General features: G+C 43.4%; 26 protein-coding genes and 4 pseudogenes. 15 read left to right on the top strand and 15 right to left on the bottom strand.

All coding sequences use genetic code 11. The features are described 5' to 3' along the window. Positions 1 to 19 precede the first annotated feature (19 nt). The 4 genes from JCM11217_RS01255 to JCM11217_RS12415 are packed head-to-tail and all read left to right on the top strand — an operon-like array spanning position 20 to position 1,330. On the top strand, positions 20 to 559 hold the full coding sequence (locus JCM11217_RS01255) for an MFS transporter (protein WP_243677938.1): 540 nt from the start codon (positions 20 to 22) through the stop codon (positions 557 to 559). 5 nt (positions 560 to 564) lie between these two features. Continuing rightward, positions 565 to 861: a hypothetical protein gene (locus tag JCM11217_RS01250; RefSeq protein ID WP_054841808.1), complete on the top strand. Its 297-nt coding sequence runs from the start codon at positions 565 to 567 to the stop codon at positions 859 to 861. Between the two features lie 14 nt (positions 862 to 875). Further along, positions 876 to 1,205 (top strand): MFS transporter, encoded by a 330-nt coding sequence (locus tag JCM11217_RS01245; protein ID WP_054841807.1) that lies wholly within the window; start codon positions 876 to 878, stop codon positions 1,203 to 1,205. Further along, the gene (locus tag JCM11217_RS12415) at positions 1,181 to 1,330 is read left to right on the top strand and encodes a hypothetical protein (protein ID WP_243677937.1); all 150 of its coding nucleotides are present in this window, start codon (positions 1,181 to 1,183) and stop codon (positions 1,328 to 1,330) included. The genes JCM11217_RS01245 and JCM11217_RS12415 overlap by 25 nt, the downstream gene beginning before the upstream one ends. 28 nt (positions 1,331 to 1,358) lie before the next feature. Here JCM11217_RS12415 and JCM11217_RS01240 read toward each other — a convergent pair whose 3' ends face one another. Further along, positions 1,359 to 1,910 (bottom strand): hypothetical protein, encoded by a 552-nt coding sequence (locus tag JCM11217_RS01240; protein ID WP_054841806.1) that lies wholly within the window; start codon positions 1,908 to 1,910, stop codon positions 1,359 to 1,361. 143 nt (positions 1,911 to 2,053) lie between these two features. On the opposite strand from JCM11217_RS01240, the gene JCM11217_RS01235 reads away from it, so the two are divergent. Beyond that, entirely contained in the window at positions 2,054 to 3,307 is a 1,254-nt protein-coding gene (locus tag JCM11217_RS01235; protein WP_243677936.1) for a fucose isomerase, read from the top strand. An 85-nt stretch (positions 3,308 to 3,392) separates the two neighbouring features. Here JCM11217_RS01235 and JCM11217_RS12410 read toward each other — a convergent pair whose 3' ends face one another. The 3 genes from JCM11217_RS12410 to JCM11217_RS01225 form a co-directional block, all read right to left on the bottom strand. After that, on the bottom strand, positions 3,393 to 3,572 hold the full coding sequence (locus JCM11217_RS12410) for a hypothetical protein (RefSeq protein WP_243677935.1): 180 nt from the start codon (positions 3,570 to 3,572) through the stop codon (positions 3,393 to 3,395). A 4-nt stretch (positions 3,573 to 3,576) separates the two neighbouring features. Continuing rightward, entirely contained in the window at positions 3,577 to 4,923 is a 1,347-nt protein-coding gene (locus JCM11217_RS01230; protein ID WP_243677934.1) for a hypothetical protein, read from the bottom strand. A 358-nt stretch (positions 4,924 to 5,281) separates the two neighbouring features. Continuing rightward, positions 5,282 to 5,518, bottom strand: coding sequence for a hypothetical protein (locus tag JCM11217_RS01225; protein ID WP_243677933.1), 237 nt, complete (start codon positions 5,516 to 5,518; stop codon positions 5,282 to 5,284). A gap of 215 nt (positions 5,519 to 5,733) precedes the next feature. Here JCM11217_RS01225 and JCM11217_RS01220 point away from each other — a divergent pair, with 215 nt between their 5' ends. Then, positions 5,734 to 6,120 carry a hypothetical protein gene (locus JCM11217_RS01220; protein WP_054841805.1) on the top strand — a complete coding sequence of 129 codons (387 nt, stop codon included), beginning with the start codon at positions 5,734 to 5,736 and terminating at the stop codon, positions 6,118 to 6,120. A gap of 193 nt (positions 6,121 to 6,313) precedes the next feature. Here the strand turns inward: JCM11217_RS01220 and JCM11217_RS01215 are convergent. The 3 genes and pseudogenes from JCM11217_RS01215 to JCM11217_RS01205 form a co-directional block, all read right to left on the bottom strand. Continuing rightward, a pseudogene (locus JCM11217_RS01215) lies at positions 6,314 to 7,021 on the bottom strand (radical SAM protein); the annotation flags it as partial. A 221-nt stretch (positions 7,022 to 7,242) separates the two neighbouring features. Continuing rightward, complete coding sequence (locus tag JCM11217_RS01210; RefSeq protein WP_243677932.1) at positions 7,243 to 8,730, bottom strand: hypothetical protein; 1,488 nt, start codon at positions 8,728 to 8,730, stop codon at positions 7,243 to 7,245. 65 nt (positions 8,731 to 8,795) lie between these two features. Beyond that, positions 8,796 to 9,128 carry a hypothetical protein gene (locus JCM11217_RS01205; RefSeq protein WP_054841802.1) on the bottom strand — a complete coding sequence of 111 codons (333 nt, stop codon included), beginning with the start codon at positions 9,126 to 9,128 and terminating at the stop codon, positions 8,796 to 8,798. Positions 9,129 to 9,183: 55 nt separating this feature from the next. On the opposite strand from JCM11217_RS01205, the gene JCM11217_RS01200 reads away from it, so the two are divergent. From JCM11217_RS01200 to JCM11217_RS01185, 4 genes and pseudogenes are all read left to right on the top strand, one after another. Further along, on the top strand, positions 9,184 to 9,615 hold the full coding sequence (locus JCM11217_RS01200) for a HEPN domain-containing protein (protein WP_054841801.1): 432 nt from the start codon (positions 9,184 to 9,186) through the stop codon (positions 9,613 to 9,615). After that, positions 9,582 to 9,951, top strand: a pseudogene (locus JCM11217_RS01195) (nucleotidyltransferase domain-containing protein). The gene JCM11217_RS01200 and the pseudogene JCM11217_RS01195 overlap by 34 nt, the downstream one beginning before the upstream one ends. Before the next feature lie 71 nt (positions 9,952 to 10,022). Continuing rightward, positions 10,023 to 10,883, top strand: coding sequence for a TIM barrel protein (locus JCM11217_RS01190; RefSeq protein WP_054841800.1), 861 nt, complete (start codon positions 10,023 to 10,025; stop codon positions 10,881 to 10,883). 319 nt (positions 10,884 to 11,202) lie between these two features. Next, positions 11,203 to 11,640, top strand: a complete 438-nt coding sequence (locus JCM11217_RS01185) for a type II toxin-antitoxin system VapC family toxin (protein ID WP_054841799.1) — start codon at positions 11,203 to 11,205, stop codon at positions 11,638 to 11,640. A 1-nt stretch (position 11,641) separates the two neighbouring features. Here the strand turns inward: JCM11217_RS01185 and JCM11217_RS12405 are convergent, their stop codons facing one another. Both JCM11217_RS12405 and JCM11217_RS12400 read right to left on the bottom strand, forming a co-directional pair. Beyond that, entirely contained in the window at positions 11,642 to 11,845 is a 204-nt protein-coding gene (locus JCM11217_RS12405; RefSeq protein WP_243677931.1) for a hypothetical protein, read from the bottom strand. Between the two features lie 211 nt (positions 11,846 to 12,056). Further along, on the bottom strand, positions 12,057 to 12,398 hold the full coding sequence (locus JCM11217_RS12400; protein WP_243677930.1) for a hypothetical protein: 342 nt from the start codon (positions 12,396 to 12,398) through the stop codon (positions 12,057 to 12,059). 57 nt (positions 12,399 to 12,455) lie between these two features. On the opposite strand from JCM11217_RS12400, the gene JCM11217_RS01175 reads away from it, so the two are divergent. Continuing rightward, the gene (locus tag JCM11217_RS01175; RefSeq protein WP_243677929.1) at positions 12,456 to 12,749 is read left to right on the top strand and encodes a DsrE family protein; all 294 of its coding nucleotides are present in this window, start codon (positions 12,456 to 12,458) and stop codon (positions 12,747 to 12,749) included. Positions 12,750 to 12,780: 31 nt separating this feature from the next. Here JCM11217_RS01175 and JCM11217_RS01170 read toward each other — a convergent pair whose 3' ends face one another. Together JCM11217_RS01170 and JCM11217_RS01165 are read right to left on the bottom strand one after the other, a co-directional pair. Beyond that, on the bottom strand, positions 12,781 to 13,065 hold the full coding sequence (locus JCM11217_RS01170; protein WP_054841798.1) for a hypothetical protein: 285 nt from the start codon (positions 13,063 to 13,065) through the stop codon (positions 12,781 to 12,783). Between the two features lie 160 nt (positions 13,066 to 13,225). After that, a complete protein-coding gene (locus JCM11217_RS01165) occupies positions 13,226 to 14,164 on the bottom strand; it encodes a D-2-hydroxyacid dehydrogenase (protein ID WP_054841797.1) in 939 nt (312 codons plus the stop codon). 85 nt (positions 14,165 to 14,249) lie between these two features. On the opposite strand from JCM11217_RS01165, the gene JCM11217_RS12395 reads away from it, so the two are divergent. Both JCM11217_RS12395 and JCM11217_RS12390 read left to right on the top strand, forming a co-directional pair. Further along, entirely contained in the window at positions 14,250 to 14,780 is a 531-nt protein-coding gene (locus JCM11217_RS12395) for a recombinase family protein (protein WP_243677928.1), read from the top strand. Positions 14,781 to 14,874: 94 nt separating this feature from the next. Then, positions 14,875 to 15,051 (top strand): hypothetical protein, encoded by a 177-nt coding sequence (locus JCM11217_RS12390; protein ID WP_243677927.1) that lies wholly within the window; start codon positions 14,875 to 14,877, stop codon positions 15,049 to 15,051. 14 nt (positions 15,052 to 15,065) lie between these two features. Here JCM11217_RS12390 and JCM11217_RS01155 read toward each other — a convergent pair whose 3' ends face one another. Further along, the gene (locus JCM11217_RS01155; RefSeq protein ID WP_054841796.1) at positions 15,066 to 15,314 is read right to left on the bottom strand and encodes a hypothetical protein; all 249 of its coding nucleotides are present in this window, start codon (positions 15,312 to 15,314) and stop codon (positions 15,066 to 15,068) included. 98 nt (positions 15,315 to 15,412) lie between these two features. Here JCM11217_RS01155 and JCM11217_RS12385 point away from each other — a divergent pair. Together JCM11217_RS12385 and JCM11217_RS12380 are read left to right on the top strand one after the other, a co-directional pair. Continuing rightward, positions 15,413 to 15,872, top strand: a pseudogene (locus JCM11217_RS12385) (molybdopterin-binding protein); the annotation flags it as partial. A gap of 6 nt (positions 15,873 to 15,878) precedes the next feature. After that, entirely contained in the window at positions 15,879 to 16,214 is a 336-nt protein-coding gene (locus tag JCM11217_RS12380; protein WP_243678032.1) for a hypothetical protein, read from the top strand. Positions 16,215 to 16,231: 17 nt separating this feature from the next. Here the strand turns inward: JCM11217_RS12380 and JCM11217_RS01145 are convergent, their stop codons facing one another. The 3 genes and pseudogenes from JCM11217_RS01145 to JCM11217_RS01130 all read right to left on the bottom strand — a co-directional run bounded on the left by JCM11217_RS01145 (position 16,232) and on the right by JCM11217_RS01130 (position 18,697). Beyond that, complete coding sequence (locus JCM11217_RS01145) at positions 16,232 to 17,089, bottom strand: hypothetical protein (protein ID WP_054841795.1); 858 nt, start codon at positions 17,087 to 17,089, stop codon at positions 16,232 to 16,234. Between the two features lie 58 nt (positions 17,090 to 17,147). Beyond that, positions 17,148 to 17,810, bottom strand: a complete 663-nt coding sequence (locus JCM11217_RS12375; RefSeq protein WP_243677926.1) for a type II toxin-antitoxin system VapC family toxin — start codon at positions 17,808 to 17,810, stop codon at positions 17,148 to 17,150. Between the two features lie 63 nt (positions 17,811 to 17,873). Beyond that, positions 17,874 to 18,697 (bottom strand): annotated as a pseudogene (locus JCM11217_RS01130) (radical SAM protein).

Here is an 18,697-nt window from a genome sequence, read left to right as displayed (position 1 = left end):
GGTGTATATGGCTAATAATGTGTCGGTTTTTAGGGCAATAGAGGACCTTAAATGGTCAAGTGCGCATACTTGGTCATTCATAGCCTTCGCCCTTGGTCTTCTCTTTGAGGCGTACCTAGTCGGTATTGCACCAATAGCCACTGGCTGGTTCTCATTGCCTTCATACTTAACTGCGCTGACCTTGATATGGCCGTTTCTATGGCTAATAGTTGGTTTAATATTTGTTGGGCCTCTATCAGATAGGTTTGGTAGGAAGAGGCTCTTCATTTTGACTATGTCGATGTACGCAGTTGGTATTGCGCTATTTATAATAACAACGCTTGTCATGCCGAATTACATATCACTGCTTATCACCCTAGCCATAATGCTCGCTGCGGCTGGTGGTGAGATGAATGTAATATTAACTGACATGCATGAGGTGATGCCGAGAAGGCATAGGAGTAAGGCTGCCTTCTTCCTGGTAAACTTCATAAACATTGGATTAATGCTCGTATCCTTCATAAGCCTAAATACTCAATTAATCGGTCCCTTCTATCAGAGACTTGCCATTGGATCATAGGCATTGTGATTCTCATAGTATTGGTAATTAGCAGGATGAAAATGCCTGAATCCATAAGGTGGTTGGAGAGGAAGGGCAGGATTAATGACGCGATTAGGGAGGTTGAGAAGTACTACGGAGTCAAACTAGACCCAACAAACCTACCCAGTGCCGAGGTTCAGGTAAGCAGACCCGTTACGCATCCACCACTTTGGTTTAGGTTTATTGTTGCGGTAATGATGATGACCGCAAACGACGTAGGTTTCGGCCTACTTTCATACGAGGTTGGGCCCATCTACTTCAGTAGTCAGACAGCCTTATAATACTTATAACGGCATTGGCCGAGTTCATCGGCGGCTTATTCATCGCGCCCTTTGCAGATAGGATTAGCAGGAAGATTGTTCTGCTCTTCTCCACGGGTGGAGCGGCGATCACAACGTACGTAATAGTCGCATTAATGAAGCCCATAGTTAGTAGCTTTACGTTATTCCTAATCATGGACTTCATACTCAACATATTCATTGGTATTCAGTACCTAGCTATGGACACATTCAAGGGTGAATTATGGCCAACTGAACGCAGAGGTACGTTTGTTAGTCTCGTTAGGTTAATATCAATTGGCTCCTTAATACCCGAGACCATATGGCTGTCTCAGCCCCCCCACTAAGTCAATTCCTAATACTTAACATGGGTGTCTGGACAATGGGTCTGGTAGCGGCCGTTGCCTGGTTTGTCTGGGGTATTGAGACCAGTAAGGGTATAAGCATTGTAATTACATCGGGTGAGATATAATTAGTTAAATCATTAAATGTATTCAAAATTAGTTTTGATTCACGTTTACGTATATATTGCCATTATTTATCGTGCTGAATATAATCGTAAATCCATTACCTCCGGATAAGTCAAGGCGTGTACCATAACAGAAGATCTGCGGTATCCCTGTTGAGTATGCGCCGTCACCTACATTTATTGTTATTGGATCCATCATTGTGCCATTCATTGTATAGATTGATAGCGTTAGTTCACCTGTGCTCTTTGGCGGTATTATTATTGAGGGTTCCAGATTGCACTGGGTGGATCCAATTATTGTTGTTCCGCTTAATACTAACTGATTATTGCCATTATTACTAATGCTTATTGTTATAATGAGCATGCCATAGGACTTACTAATTGTTGCGTTAGTTTTCACATAACCTGGGTTAATACCTTCATTGACGCTCCACCCACTCATTAAGGAGTATATCATATTCCCAAGTCTATTAATATTGAAGTGAAACGGCGCAAGTATTGCGACTGCTAAAGCAACCAAAGTGATTACCATGAATATGTGTGAAAGATCCATATTGCCCCCCCTATTTATTTTGTAATTCATTAAATGAAGAAACAAGTCTCTCCTATTTAATTTTTCTTCAATTTTCTAAGGATGCTCAAGTTTCTTTCAATTATCTAATTTTAATGCTCAATTCTTAATTTAAAGAAAATAAAAATAAAAACGCATAATCGAGATTGGTTAATATGGGTTCCGTAATAAGGATACCCGTGGTCTTCATAGATCCTGAAATAGGTGATTTAGGTGCTCCGCCTGAATCATCGAAAATTCTTGAAAAGGAGAAGAATGCCCTTATTAATGCCCTTAAGTCTTCATTCCCAGGAGTTGAATTCATTAGTTATGACATTAGGGATCCGACCGATGTTCAGGCGTTTTTAAATGCCGAGGGTAATGCCGTGGGTTATGTTGTTGTTACCCTTAACTCGTTAATGGGCTTTATAGATCCAATAGTTAGGAGTGGTAAGCCTGTCGTTGTTATTTCAGAGGCCTACGCAGGCGCTGGTGAATACATGCTTGGCATTAGTAAGGCGTTAAGCGAGGGTTACCCGGTCATTGGAATTTCCACACGCAATCTGGCTAGCCAGGTCGTGATTGCTAAGGTTAGGTATTTAGTGGCGTTAGCCCGACTGAGGATGAGTAGGGTGTTATTCGTTGTCTCACCGAGCCTTAAGTCACACCTATACTGGCAATTTGGTCCTAATACTGACATGTATAGCGTGTTTAGGCTTATTCAATCAATAACGGGGATTACGCCAGTGGTAATGGATGCCAATGAGTTTAGGGCGAGGTTCTTCGATAAGGTGAGCGATAGTGAAGCAAGTGAGTGGGCAGATAGGTGGATTAGGAATGCTGAGGCTGTCTATGATGATTCAATGGATGAAATTAGGAATTCGGCCAAGCTCTACATAGCCATGAGAAATGCAGTGAGGGAGTTAGGCGTCAATGCAGTGGCTATTGACTGCATAGTGCTTTATAACACGGGCCTTTTGAGGGCATGGCCATGCCTTGGCTACATGCAGCTCTGGTATGATGGGATAATACCGATTTGCGAGGCCGATCCATACGCCACAGTGCCTATACTAATTGCCAAGTACTTACTTAATAGGAATGGCTTTGTGGTGAATGTGGGCGTTGACGAGGAGAGGGGGGGTGAGTTCATATATCACCACTGTTACGCACCAACGAATCCACATGGCGGTGATAGGCCTGAAGTGCCTTATGTAATAACGAAGGCACACCTAGGGACTAAGCACGCGTCAATACACGTTAAATTACCCACGAATGAACCAGTAACGGTTGTAGGCTTTAACCCTGAGGAACGATTATTAACGATTCACGTATCCAAGTCAATAGGTAATGAATATTCACCCCCCCAGGCCTGCGCAACAAAGCTAATAGGCAGCGGCAATGCGATCAATGTTATTCGTAATTGGCAATAGCATATCGACCAGACTATTCGAGGGCTTAAGCATTGAGTAACACGGTATCGAGTCGAGAAATATTTACGATTTTGACCCGTGGGCTCTAGGCGGGACAGTTTAGGTACTTAATTGCCTTGAGTATCTTTTGTACCCTCTTCATGTCTCCCTTGTTAACTGTCTCCTCATGTATCCTCCTCAATACTTCACAGACCTTGACAACAAGCTCCGGGTGCTTTTTGATTGCATCTTGGCCTATATAGACCACGAACTTATTGCCCCCCACTTACTTAATTCGGCATCGTAACCAGCGGCTTCAGTCTTTCCTGGATTATCATCGTATCTTCATAATTCTTACGCATGGTCCTCAACCTAACATAGCCGGTATTGTTCACGTGCACATTCATTGATATGCCATCGACGACCTCGACTGATGAACCGCCCAATGGCTTAATCCTTGTGTTAGCTAACTCAATTAGACCTCTTAATTTATCTGTATCTGGCAGTTGGCTAAGGTTCTCGATTAAGGACTTAACCGCTGAATTACCGAGCATTTTCCTGGCTATAGCAGCGGCCCTCGAGGTGAAAATTTGCATTACTTTCTTATACTTTCGATCGTGCTCCTTGAAGCCATAACTTATCATTTTCTTAGTAATGTTGCTCCACAACTCATACTTCGAGCTGCCGATCGTAAGCCTAATAATTTTTTTCTTGGCATTGATATCTCCATCGCCTAAGATTGCGAAGAGTAAAAATATTAGGAACTCCTCATCGACTAGATTAAGCACGTTCTTGGCGATCTCGGACTTATTCCTGAACTTGCCCATGTAGTCCATTGCTATTAATCGCCATGTAATTCCCACGTCACTATCATTGATGTTTAAGCTGTGTATGCGCATATAATTCTTACCAAGCCAAGCCATTAGCCAAACGATTACCTGCCAGAGATGGCTTGTGCTCATCTCTGGGTAGCCCTCCTTGTTAATTGCTCCGTCAGTGAGCATTAAGCCGTACTGCATAGTCTTAAGAACGTCATTGTTAAAGAGGATTGGCGTATTTACATGTACACTATTAAGGTCGTTAAGAGTTATAAATATCGTCACATCACTTGACTTAGCGACCTTGTTTATCGCAATTGATAAGTGTTCCGTGTAGAGACTTACGCCAAAACTCTTATCATTATTAAACGGTTCGCCCTTGATTATTATAGTTGTCTCGCCTTTCCCTAACTTCCCGATTAACTCCTCGAGCTCTTGCTTGTAGGTCCTCAGCCATTTTTCCCTGGCTTTCTTGGCTAGTTTAAGCATTGTCTCACCAACATTGAGCATTGCTCTCCTTAGTCTGGCGATGTCCTCATTACCGCCCTCCTTAATCTTACTCCTAATTTCACGCAACCAATCACTCAAGGCATTAATTGCGTAGTTAAACGGCGTGCTCTCATCATCCAACAACACGTTTTTGTGTCTCTCGACTCGGGCTAGGAATTCGTTGATTAGCCTATTGACTTCCTCAATGATTCTTGGATCATTGACCTCCTCACCGCACCTTAGTCGTTTAGAGCCCTTAGCTTTAACTCCCCAGCAAATCCTTGGCTTCTCAAGAGCCATAAAGACATCCATGGAATTGACCCCAACCAAACTAATAAATCACTGCCAGAGAAGTGCTGAATTAACTTAAGCATCTAATTGAAAGGGCATTGAATAGTGGCATGCCCTAGCTGAGGTGTAGGATCACGTACATAATAATGAGTAACGAACCGAAGACAGTTAAAATAAAATGTGTGCAGTAGTGAAATAAACAAGCGTGAAGTAACACTGAGCAAGGCAATGAGGTACATGACCGAGCCGTCGATGAGAGGTTAATACGTCGACATTGTTATTCACGCCAATAGCAAGCCCCCGTGGTGGTTGGCATAGGGTGGTGATTTACGGTGACTTTAGGAGGGAGCTTGAGGAGTTTGCCAGGTTGCTTGGGCTTAGGGTTTTACATGAGGATTTATAGCCGCAAAGCCCTCCTAACCCACTCGCTGGTTTCATGAATAATCGGTGGTCTCCAGTAATCACCTGTCAACGCCTTAAATACGCCAATTATCCATGCTAGGAATATGCCAAGTCCATAAAGCACCTTCAGTACTAGGGGGGGTATCACTATCGTGAATGCGAATACTATCGATACGATCTCCACGAGTATCCACGCGATGATAATGACTATCGTGAATCCAATGGACTCCACGGCCCAGTACCTAACATAATCATCCCTAGCCTAATGATTAAGGCCACTATAGCCCCCCCGATTATCAGGAGCCCATGCAATCGCAGCCCAAACCCTACTCTCTGAACTACTCATCGTGAGCATCGAAATGAAACCCACTTATAAGTAATTGCTTCGTAATACCTCCATGAATGGTAATAGTAAGTATTATTAAATTAAATTCATGAAAATAAGTTGTGTCCAGAAGAGCTAGGAAGAAGGAGGAAGGCAAGGAGCAGAGTACGGCATCAATAACCTCATTCCTCTATGGCGCGGAGGAGAAGCCGAAGGCCGAGACGAAGCCCATAACTAAGCCAGCTGAGGTGAAGGCTGCAGAGGCTAAGGTTACCGAAAAGGCTACCCCCCCTCAACAATCACCTGGTGTTGAGGATATGGTGTTAAGCCACATAATGAGTAGGGGGGGTGTTATTACTAAGGATGAGTTAATGGCCTGGGGGGGCAAGTCCAGGGGGGGTCTTAGGGTTGCTGATATCCTCAGGGCTATAGAGAGCCTAAGTAGTAAGGGTAGGATTAGGAAGAGACTTAACGATAAGGGTAACCTAGTCTATGAGTATGTTAAGTAATACTTAGGTAAGACATGGGTATTGATAGCCCATTAATAATGGTCTCCCTTATTAAGCTAGGCATTATACACGTACTAAGCCTAGGGAGGATTAATAATAATGAAGTAGTAATGAGTCCCCAAGGTAGATCACCCTGGTTAAGCCAGGGCGAAGCCTTGGGGGGGATGATCCAAGAAAAAAGACCTAGTATTGGCTATACAAACCTCCTGTATAGATTACCATACCTACCAATGAAACCCCCCCTAATCCTTATCTCATAACCACACCTAGGGCACTTATAATTAACTAATTTAACATCAACGACCCTATCCTCAAACCTCTTAATCAACACAGCACCACACCTTGGGCAATACGTGTGCTGACCTGGGTGACCAGGTACATTACCAACATAGACATAATCAAGCTCCTTCTTAGCCCTCCTCCAAATACCCTCAATTAACTCAACAGGCGTTGGCGGGTTATGCAATTTATGGGCAGGGTAGTAAGCCGTTATGTGAAGCGGTACATCCCTGCCCAACCTAGCTACTGCGTTAATTACCTCATCAGCCTCGTCATCGTTAATGCCAGGTATTACTAAGTACGTAACCTCCAGATGAATGCCCAACTTAACGGCATACTCAAGAGTACTCATTAACTTATCAAAATCAGCAGCCAACCACTGCCTATACGTCTCACGACCACCCTTAATGTCCGAGTTCATGCCATCCATGCCAGCATCAAACAACGCCTTCAGAGCCTCAGGGATTAGGTAACCATTCGTGTTAATCGAGACATGCAGGCCCCCCCTCGCCCTTGCAAGCCTAAAAACGCCGATTGCATACTCAGTTAATAATGTCAGCTCATTAAAACTCACGTTAATTCCAGAGTCACTTTTCTCAATGACCTGCTCAATCAATTTCTCAGAGGCACGTAGACGCATCAAATGCTCGCAAATTTAGACAAATAATAACTCGTGATACATTATGTATATTGTATTAATCTTCCATCTTCTATTAGACACTAGTATTGGTATTTTACTTTTTCGTGTTTAGGGCTTCGTATTATAGCATTGTTTTAGGTAATCATTGCTTTGATCTGCCGTGGTTGCTTCTATAGGAATGGCCAATCTCATTATGGCCTTGGCTATTTCCTCCTTTTTCTTTCGTCCTTGACCTTATGGTACTTTCGACATAGTATCTCAACAACCTGTTCCTTAATATCATCGTATCTCTCAATGAGTCTCACCGGTATTACCACAACTAAATATTTGCCGCTCCTATTAATATGTATATATTTAATAAATTCATCACCGTATTTAATTTTCAACATATTAAGAATCCTTTTGACCTCAACTTCATTCTTAGCTTTACGTTCTAATACTACTGTACTCTTTTGGACATTTAACGTGAACTTTATGCCGACAATTTCAATTTGAGATTCACCCTTTCGTCGCTTTACCTCCATCTCAGCAATCCTCCTAATATTAGTCCATTTCTTGAAATTTAGGGCATCTAAGATATCGCGTAATATTGGTGGTAAAACGATAACCATTGACCTGGCCAGGTTAATGGCATAGTTACTTAAAAATCTCACTTTTATGATATTTGCATTAGGATCTTTGGGATGTGTATTCCATTTAAAACCCATGCCCCATAACCTATTGAGTAATGGCTTCCATTTTTCGAATTTTTTACCTGATATTGCAATTTCAATAATCTTTTTAATATGTGCGCTACCATCGCCGAGAACGGCGGTTAATGTGAATGCTAAAATTTCTTCCATACTTAACTTATTGGCGTCTTTAAGAGACAAGCCCTTGAGCGGCTTATGGCTATTAGCTCTTAGGTACCATGTTATCTTTACATCCCTTTTATTAACATTAACAGTGCCTATGTTGATATGCACCTTACCTGGGTAAAGTAATGACCAAATAATGGCCTGCCAAACCTGGTTAGTTCCCATTGCAGCTCTACCACGCTTTCTAAATCCATCCGTCTCCTCAAAACCACCCTTTAATGCCTTGAGTACCTTACGAACGAACTTCCTATAATCCCTTTTATCCATTGTCCTTTTAAATATGTTAGGTACCTCAATAGTTATACCATCAAAATCTTTAGGCATTAAATGAACCATTACGCCGGTTCTAGTTTTTTGCGCATTAAGCGTTACGTGTTCACCGTAGACGCTAACTCCATTCTCATTCCTCCAAACAATGATCTCAGACCTTCCGTGTAATAAATTCTCAATTAATCTCTCTATCTCATCGCTTACGTGGTTACGGAGCCAATAATCTCCGAATTCATCAACGTATCTAATGAATTTATCAAGATGGCTAAGAACTACATCAATAACCTCATTATTATACTTACCCTTTAGCTTCTCTTCAATGGCCTTTTTCTTTAATAACCACTCTTCCTTATGTTTGTTAAGCCACCATAGGTCCCAAACATATAAATCCCACATCCTTTTAATTACTACAGCTAATAATTCGGCGGCATTATTAATTACCTTAGGGTCATTAACATTGTCACCACATACGTATTTATTATCACTTTTCCTACCCATGCAGAAATGATTAGACTTCAACAATTCCATGTTAAATTCTTTAGGTTGACTTAGAGCATCAGACATACCATTAATGATGTTCTCAAATTGATTAATAAGGCACTATAGGTAATGAGTAATGTATATTTAAATTAAGGTACCACGTGATTTATATGTTCGCGATTAATCAAGAATGGTATAAGAGCTAAATTCGTGTATGGTGAGGGGGGTTTATAAACATGAGACGTTAGTAGGCCGTACGCGGCTGTGTAGAGTTTGCCGTTTATGTTGAATCTCATGCCGCAGAGACCGACCTGCCCATTTGACAATGTGCAATGCCTATGGCATAGGGTGCACTTGACCTTGTTATTCTCGAGCTTTACACTAAATGGGCTCTCTCTAACGTTGGGTAGTCTGAGTAATTCGCTTGATGGTTCATAAATTCTCAATGGCCATGAGTAGATGGGCATTTCAGTAATACTCATGGTTCGGACCTTTATACACTTTTAACCTTAGTCTTAGCTAAGTCTTTAAGGGATAATGAGTACTAGTGTTGATGTTGAGGAGTTCAGTAGGTGGATTTCAATGGCTAAGAGAACGCTTGAGTCAGCGAGAGGTGATGAGGAGAGGGGAGATTATAATTGGTCGTGCTTCAAGGCGCATCAGGCGTCGGAATTTGCCGTGAAGGCTATCCTCTATGGAATTGGTAGGCCCACGAGAGGTCACTCTATCACTCATTTACTCAGTGAAATAAGTAGGATGGTTCAGGTCCCCCCCATTGACATTATGGATTTGGGTAAGTTTCTTGATAAGTTCTATGTACCGACTAGGTACGTTGATGCCTGGAGTGAGGGTGTGCCCTATGAGTACTTTACACGTAATGATGCAGAAATGGCTATTAAGGCTGCCGAGAGGATTATAACGTTTATCGAGGATTTATGGAGAGAATTATTAAGTGGCGTGAGGAGTTGAGGAATAGGGCGTTGGAGTTAGCCAGACAGGTTGCTGATAGGGTTCGTGGTACGGTGTTCCTAGTCGGTTCTTACGCCAGAGGCGATTTTGCTGAGGATAGTGATATCGATATCGTTGTCATAGGCAGCTTTAATGAGCCACCGCATAGGAGACTTCTTGACCTGGATGTTCCACCTAATGTCGAGGTTCTTGCGTTCAACGTCAATGAGATAATGAGGATTGTTGACCGGTGCTACCCCCCTCGCACTAGACCTAGCTATTGGTGTTGTCCTTAAGGATGAACTAGGCATCTCAAGCGAGTTGGTGAGTAAGGCCAGGAGGTGCTTGGGGGGGTGATGTATTACTCATGATTTATTTATTGGTCACTGAGGCAAAACTCTTTAGTTAGTTTTCAGGTCTTTGTCTCGATGGCTAGGGTATTCCTAGGGCCTGCTGGGATTCCAATAGGTGCCAAGGAGAAGAAGAGGAGTGCTGGTACAATAGATGGTATTAGGTATGTTAGGGAGGTTGGTCTGAATGCCATGGAGGTTGAGTTTGTACAGGGTGTTAAGATGAGTAGGGAAGCCGCGCAGGAGGCTGGTGAGGTTGCTAAAGAGCTCGGTGTTAGGTTGTCAGTACATGCGCCGTACTTCATAAACCTGTGCAGTGAGGAGAAGGAGAAGGTTGAGGCGAGCATAGCGAGGCTTGAGGAGTCCCTGGATAGGGGGGGTGAGGCGATGGGCGCTACGGTTGTTGTATTTCACCCTGCCTATTACGGTAAGCTTGGGCCGGAGGGTTGCTACAATGCTGTTAGGGATGGCGTTCTTAGGGTTGTTGATTGGATGAGGGAGAATGGCATTAAGAACGTGAAGCTTGGCCTTGAGGTCATGGCTAGGAAGAGCCAGTTTGGTAGTTTAGAGGAGACCTTTAGGCTCGTTAAGGAAATAAATCATCCACAGGTTGTTGCGGTCATTGATTGGGGTCACGTGTTTGCCAGGAATGGAGGCTCAATAGATTATAGGGCTGTTTTAAACATGTGGCATGAGTACTTCGGTGACCAGCCAATGCACACCCACTTCACATGTGTTAAGTATAAGAAGGGTGAGTGGGTTGATGAGCATGAGCCCATAGACACGAATAACCCACCATTCGAGCCGCTGGCTAAGGAGTTGGCTAATGAGGATATTGAGATAACGATAATAAACGAATCACCACTCCTAGAAAAGGACGCACTCAAGATGAAGGAAATGCTACTTAGGTATAATAATACGCTCGTTGGTCTTCAATAAAGTAGGCAGTGCTAGAAAACCGCGTGTTCTTGTATTACCTTTACTGTAAGTAAGATTTATAATAATGATTAAGGTAGTACGGGGGGGATATGAATTACGTAACCGTCTCTGCAAAAATAAGGAGGGAGTTATGGGAGAAATTGAGGAGGTATAACATATCAATTCAATTAGTTTAGTGATGTAATAAGGAGGGCGCTTGAGGAGGAGGTTAGGAAGACTGAGGAGGAGTTGGCTAAGTTACTTGATGAGGCCGGTCAAATACTTAGTAAGGTGCCGGATGATGAAATAGTTAAGGCTGTTAGGATGAGCGTGATGAGAGATGAGTTACCTATTTGATGTTTCATCAATCATGAATATAATTAAACACATGAAGCGTGGTGCATTAAGTATTCTACGTGGAAATTACGTGCTTGATCTAACGATGTATGAAATCGGTAATGCCCTTTGGAAAGATGTAACGCTATTTAGGATTTTAACAGAGAATGAGGCAATAATTGCGTATAAGAATATACTAGAGATTCTTAATCGAATGAGTGTTATTAAACCAAGTAATGCAGAGGCGATACTGAAATTAGCTGTGAGGGCTAATTTAACGTATTATGATGCATCCTACATTGTCGCTGCGTCAGAGAAGGGCTTAGTATTGGTGACGGATGATGAAGTACTAATTAGGAGAATTAATGATAAGAGGAGAGAAATCCGCGAAATACTTGGTTGGGAAGTAACGATTAAAACCAGTAGGGATTTTATGGGCTAATTTATGGCTTCGCAATCCACCTAAACCCGTACTTCTCGTATAATCCTTTAACGTAATCGCTACGTAATAACTCAAAGACCTTAACGGCCTCATTACCTGCCCACGGCATTAATGTGAAGGAAAGCCTACCAACCCTATTCCTACTGGGCACTGTGTACTTAAAGCCGTTTGCTTGAGGGCGGTAAAAGACCGCCCTCGGGTTCACCAAACCACACCCGCATTGATTAATTCATTACGGAGCAATTCAGGTATTTCCCTATGGTGTATCCTCGTTAGGTACACCGAGCCCCCCCTGCCAACAAACTCCGAGTAATCACCACAGTACTCAGTGTATATCTCCCTAAATAATGCACCAATACCCTCCGTGACAGGGTTAGGAATTGCAACCCTCTTACTCCTTAAATCGCACCAATCATTTATGGGTTCACCAACGTAAACAATCGCTGGTCGTTCTCGACATACTCAAAGTGGTCTCTTACATTCAGTTCATTAAGCATGTTAGACGGCAACGACACAATGTCAGGCCTAGCATCGATTGTTAAATCGCCAATAATCAACGGCTCACCCAACGCCCTCCTTAGCACGAGACCTGGTGGTATGGTTTCAACATACACGGTAAACCCTCTCGACTTCAAAAACATCATTAATTCGTCAACTACAAACCATTGATTACCGGCAAGGCTCATCTTAACGCCACTTAATGAACCCCTCACATCGGTGATTACGTTAAAGCCAGGTAACGTTATATTAGCCCCCACTCATCAATTGCGGTCAATCGAGGAAGCCCTTTAAGTTGGTTTCTCAATGGGCTTCTGATGCTTAAGGTTGTGGTGCAGGTTTCGGATATTAACAATATTGATCAGGCACTGACCTCATGCAATAACCTAATAAATGAAATACCCGATGCGGTAGTTGAGGTTGTTTTTCATCAATCGGCAATAAGCGCTGTGGTTAAGGGTAGTAATGTTGAGGGTAGGATAAGGAATTTAATGAAGCGCGGGGTTATCGTGGTTGCCTGTAGAAATTCTATGAGGAGTAGAGATATATCCGAGGACCAATTAATAGATGGTGTGAAAAATAGTCAATGCTGGCGTTGCGGAGATTGTTAGAAAACAGGCGGAGGGCTGGGCATACCTAAAGTTATGATGGTTGTTTGCCAATGAGTTCCCTATTCAACTTCTCAATAACCTCAACAGCCCTTCTCAATTGCTCAACATTACCTGGCTTAAATGTGAAATTCTCATCACCAATGGCATACTCAATATCGCACTCATTATTGCATACCACGGAAACATAAACACTAAAGTCCTCACCCAACTCCAGTATTACAACTCTCTCACGCCCATACTCCTCAACTGACGCTGAAATGCCTAATTCCCTGGCAATACTCAGTACCTTATTCACGATACTATTTACGTCAACCATTGATACACATTTATTAGCATGGTATAAAACTTTTACAGTAATACGGAGAAACGGAAATAAACCTCCCATAATTCATTAAGTGCGACCGCGGAGAGGGCTTGAAAGCCCACGATGATGCGTGTCGTCAGGTCCCCCCCTGTCAAACACAATCCTCATCTCACTACTTAATGTTATTACTCATTATGTAATTCACCACCTTACTAACGAGTATCTCCGCAATCCTTCTTTGAGCCTCCCTAGTCTCTGCACCAATGTGTGGCGTTATTATAACCCTTGGATGCCTAATAAGTTCCAATTCCCAAGGTTCCCTTGGCGGTTCATTCTCGAGCACGTCAAGAGCCGCGGCAGCCACCTTACCATCATTGAGCGCCTTGAGTAATGCCTTCGTATCGATTACCTCACCCCTAGACGTATTTACTATAATTACGCCATCCCTCATCATTTGAAACTCCTTTTCACCAATCAAGTGCTTTGCACTTGGTGTTAAGGAGACATGTATAGTTATGAAGTCACTGCTTCTAATTATGGTCTCGAAGTCCACGAAATCAACGCCGAGTTTAACGGCCCTATCCCTAACATCCACAATGTCGTATGCCTGAACCTTCATGCCAATAGCCCTAGCCAACTCAGCAACCCTCTGCCCAATCCTACCAAATCCAATAATACCAAGAACCTTACCAAACAACTCAGTACCCATGAACTTACCCTTAGGCCAATCACCACCCTTAACAAGCCTGTCCTGAAGAGCCACGAGCCTCGCCGCGGCAATCATAAGCCCAATGGTTAGCTCAGCCACAGACTGCGTTGAACCCTCCGGCGCGTTAATTACCTCGATGCCCTTTAGCCTGGCGTAATTCACATCAATGTTGTCAAGACCAACGCCAGCCCTCGCGATAACCTTCAATTTACTCGCAGCATCAATGACCTCCCTAGTGACCTTCGTCCTGCTCCTAACCACTAAAATCTCATAATCACTAACAATCCTTAGCAACTCATCCCTATTGATCCCAGGTTTATAATCAACAATAACCCCCCCATGCCTACTTAACTCATTAATTATGTACTCGTCCACTGGGTCCGTTATTAATGCCTTGACCATTCACTGCCTAAATAGGTTATGGTTTTTAAGTATTATTATCTATATTGCCTATAAATCGAGAAGGCCGTGCAGAGGTAATACCCTGGTGTATCATTTAAAAGGCATTTACAATAAGCCCATTGTTGTGATTCCTGCCGTAGCATACGTTAGAGTATCGACTGAGATGCAGGACCCGACTAATCAGATCGAATATCTAAAGCGGTGGAGTGAGTCCAGGGGCTTTCAAATATTGAAGTTTTATGTTGATGAGGCTATTAGTGGGGCTTCACCAATAATGGATAGGCCTGCCTTTAGGGACTTAATCCATGATATTGAAGGCAATGCACTTAACCCTAGGCCTATGGTTCTCCTGGTCTATGAGACATCAAGGCTTGTTAGGAATTTTCAGGAGCTCTTTAGGCTTTTGGATATTGTCGAGAATAGGCTTGGCCTGCTCATAGTTAGCACCAGTGAGAAGGAGGCTGTGCTCCAAAACCTAGATGGTGCCTATAGGCAGTTCTTAAGGACCGTATTGGCCTTCGTGGCTTCCATGGAGAGGGAGTTCATTAGGCAGAGGACTAAGGCAGCCATGGAGAGACTTAGGCTGAGGGTAAGATTGTTTCTAAGGTCGACTTAATGCCAAGTGACGTGGTTAGGGAGGTCTTGAGACTGTATAGTGAGGGTTTGAGTCAGAGGCTATATCGACTAAGTTAGGCATTAGTCTTTATGCCGTGAGGAGAATATTGAGTAGGCATGGTTATAGGGGGGGTAATTACACGTGCCCACGCTGCCTGCATAGGATGGTTATTGCCGATAAGGCGTTGATACAGGTTGATGGTAGGTACGGCATTAAGTACGTGCTTCACTGCCCCCCCAATTGTGGTTATGAGGAGACTAGGATTGAGTAAATTTTAACCCAGCGTCATAACTCGCCCTTTATGTACTCCCTGAACTTGCCAAGGGCGTTGAGTACCCTGGCAACCATGAGCTCATCACCCCCCCACTCAACGTAGTAGACCTTCCACTTATCAAGCTCCAGCTTATCGCTCTGTCCCAAATAACCATGCCACCACTGCAGGGATTCCTCAATAATCCTGATTAGACGAACCTTATCATCCTCCTCAGGATGTACATTATCTAAGTCCAGGATCACTATTGCGAATCTCCTCATACCAAATCAAGTACATAAATTGCTAACCCATTTATTAACATGTCCTTGTTAACCAAGTACAAAGACAATTTAAACAAGCCCTTTAGGCGCCAATTATGATGAGTTACACAGCTTGGATCATATCGATAGGCAATGAACTACTCATTGGAAAAACCGTGAACACAAACGCCACCTGGCTCGCAAGGAAGCTAACACTCCTCGGTTATGACGTTAGGAGGATAATAACTGTGCCAGATAATGAGGAGGATGAGGTTGAGGTATTTAGAGATGCCATTAGAAGGGGGGGCATTAGGGTTGTTATCTCAACAGGTGGTCTAGGGCCGACCTTCGATGATAAGACAAGTGAGTATCTGGCTAAGGCATTGAATAGGAAGTACGTGATTAATGACGATGCGCTGAGACTCGTGGTTGAGACATTTAAGTCAAAGGGTCTAGAGCTAACTGAGCCTAGGCTTAAGCAGCAAAAATGCCCGAGGGGGGGCAAAGCCGTTACCTAACCCCGTTGGTACTGCACCGGGTATTTGGGTTGAGGAGAGCAACACAATCATTATTGCGCTACCCGGCGTGCCGGCGGAGATGATGGCGATTTTCGAGAACTACGTGGAACCTAAACTACGTGAGATAGGGCCTAAACTGCACTTTGTTGAGAGGTCAATAACGGTTAAGGGAGTTCCCGAGGCTGACCTGGCGCCGATAATAGAGAGGGGTATGAAGATGAGTAATAGAATCTACATCAAGAGCCACCCCCCCAAGGGACATGAAATCAAGTCACCATTAGTGGAGATTCACGTGTATGTTAGTTCCGAGGACGTTAAGAGTGCCGAGGATGAGATTAATAAGGTCCTTAACTTCCTAATATCGACGATAAAGGAGAAGGGAGGTGAAGTTTTAACTGGGTGAAATTAATCTCGGTGAAGTCATGCATACTTAATTATTGAGTACTTAAGGCAATCACCAGAACTAACCTTATGCGGATGCCCAAGCACGAGTATCCTCTCCATGTCATCGTATGAGAAGACCAGGTCAGGCTGCGCACCGCAGAGTAAACCCAAGCCCATTAACTCCGGTACCTGCCCTGGAACAATGCTCGAGAACACCCTCTGTATGTAATCCCTCATGGTGCTCGACATGCTCAAATCAAAGAGTGTGCTTAGCATGACCTCATTACCTGTTAGGGTTATGTCGCCTGGTTCGAAACCATACGTATTGACGAAATCATCACGAATACCGCTGAACCTGTTCCTAACGTTATTAATAACATCGAAGGCAACCCTAAACAAATCGCCAGGGCTAGCACTCACCTCACTCGTTACATTATCTGAGAACTTAATACTAGCCTTCTTAGCACAAACAACCTGACCCATATCCTTATCCTCAACACTCTCAACACCATTGTAGATGGACACCATGGAACCACTAACCTTAACACCCGTGGACTCGCTTGGTGCCGACTGCATATAGCACTCAATACCACCCATTAGGTACGTTGGGAAGAAATTCTCATTAATGTTGAAGAACCCCCCCTTAAAGGCATTGACTAAGTAGTTGCCAGGGTCGTAATTAGGCTCGGTGATTGATGATTGAACGAGAAAGACCCTCTTATTTTCCACCGTACCGAGACTGATCTGCTGTGTCTCGAAACCAGAGACGCTCCTATAAATATCCACATACTTGGAGAACGTTCCTTTAATCTCATCAGCCATATAACGCGCAGAGCCGGACAACGCATTCATTATCTCCCTAATTATTTGTTCCTCATTCCCAACCTGAGCCACTGATTTCGCCGAGTGTGAATCAACGACCCAATTAATAAAGGTTTCTAAGTACGCAACACTAAACGAGACTCCTAGGATCAATTCTAGATAACCCTACAACCCTATCGTATGCATTGTCCGTTGATATTATTTTTCTATCCCTATCATAAAGCAGGCACGTTGCGGCATTATACGCGTCGAAAATTGATGTAAGGCCGTATTGATCCATTAATGCTAAGGCCAGTAAGTCAGTATCAACCGTGGTCGGTATCCATTTAAGATTTGGTATATTTGTTAATGCCCCCCCAATTCTATTTAATATTTCACGTTTATTAAATCCTATTCGACTTAATACATAATATATCTCATGAATAACCTCCCTACTTACTAATACCACACCGAAATCTCCATTTACAATTCGCGACAGTAACTTATCAGCCACCTCTTTAAGCCAATCCTTATCCTTTAGATGAGCAATTAATACATCAGTATCAATCAGCATGGCCCATCCTCTTAGCCTCATCAGTGCATCCCTGGCCGCCTCATCCTCAGCCTCCCTCCTTAACTCATCAACGCTTTTTTCGCTGCTTATGATGCCAGATGTTGCCATTAATGGGTCCTTAGGTATTGGGATACCTATGAAGTATTCACCGACATCAATTATAATTACTGAACCATACTTAGCAAGTCTTCCTGGTAGTCTTATTCTACCTCTATTATCGATTTTAACCACGCTCCCCATATATCATTAATTAATCTCCTTTTATTTAAATCTTCCCACATTAACCTATTATTTCCCCCCCCTTTACCTCGTTTTCCACTCATCCTCTGCCGTGATGCAGTTAACGCCATAGTCCCTGCATAGTCTCATTATAGATTTCAAGGTCTCACTCCACCAATTTCTGGTCACGGGGTATATGGGTTCAACTTCCTATTCATGAACTTGATTATGATAGGCCTTGGCCTAAACCTGTCAATTATTACTTGGGAGTTTGTTTCCTTGGCTAGGCGTATCACAGGTTCGTAATCTTCTGCTTTATCATTAACGCCGGGTATCACCGGGCCTAGGAATATCCAGGTCTCAATGCCTAGGCTGGCTATCTTCCTAAGTGCTGATGCCCTCGCCATGGGGTGTGCCGCCATGGGCTCTATCACCCTGTACGTATCCCTCATCGTAGTTATTGTGAAACCTACATCCACAGCCCTACCGCACTTGCTGATTACGTCTATGTCCCTGATGATTAATGCCGACTTCGTTTGAATACTAACGTGGTAACCAGCGTTGCACAATACCTCGATTGACCTCCTGGTTAGTTTATACCTGGACTCCACGGGTTGGTACGGATCCGTTATTGTGGATACTCCGACAACGCCAGGCCTAAGTCTCCTGATATCCCTTAGCAACGCCTGTATTAGGTTTACCTTAACATAGACCACCTCACCCCCCCATTTAACGCCGGGTTCGCCCCCCCTCGTGAAGTCCATGGCATAGCAGTAAATGCAACCATGCTGACAGCCTAGGTATGGGTTTAATGCATAGTCATACTCAGGTAACCCAGACCTGGATAGTGCCGACTTAACCCTTATCTCCTTCACGATTATGTTACCCAACTTAGTTATACCGCTCAT

Source organism: Vulcanisaeta distributa JCM 11217 (assembly GCF_001316005.1).
Lineage (GTDB): Archaea > Thermoproteota > Thermoprotei > Thermoproteales > Thermocladiaceae > Vulcanisaeta > Vulcanisaeta distributa_B.
This window is presented reverse-complemented; position numbering and strand designations above follow the sequence as displayed.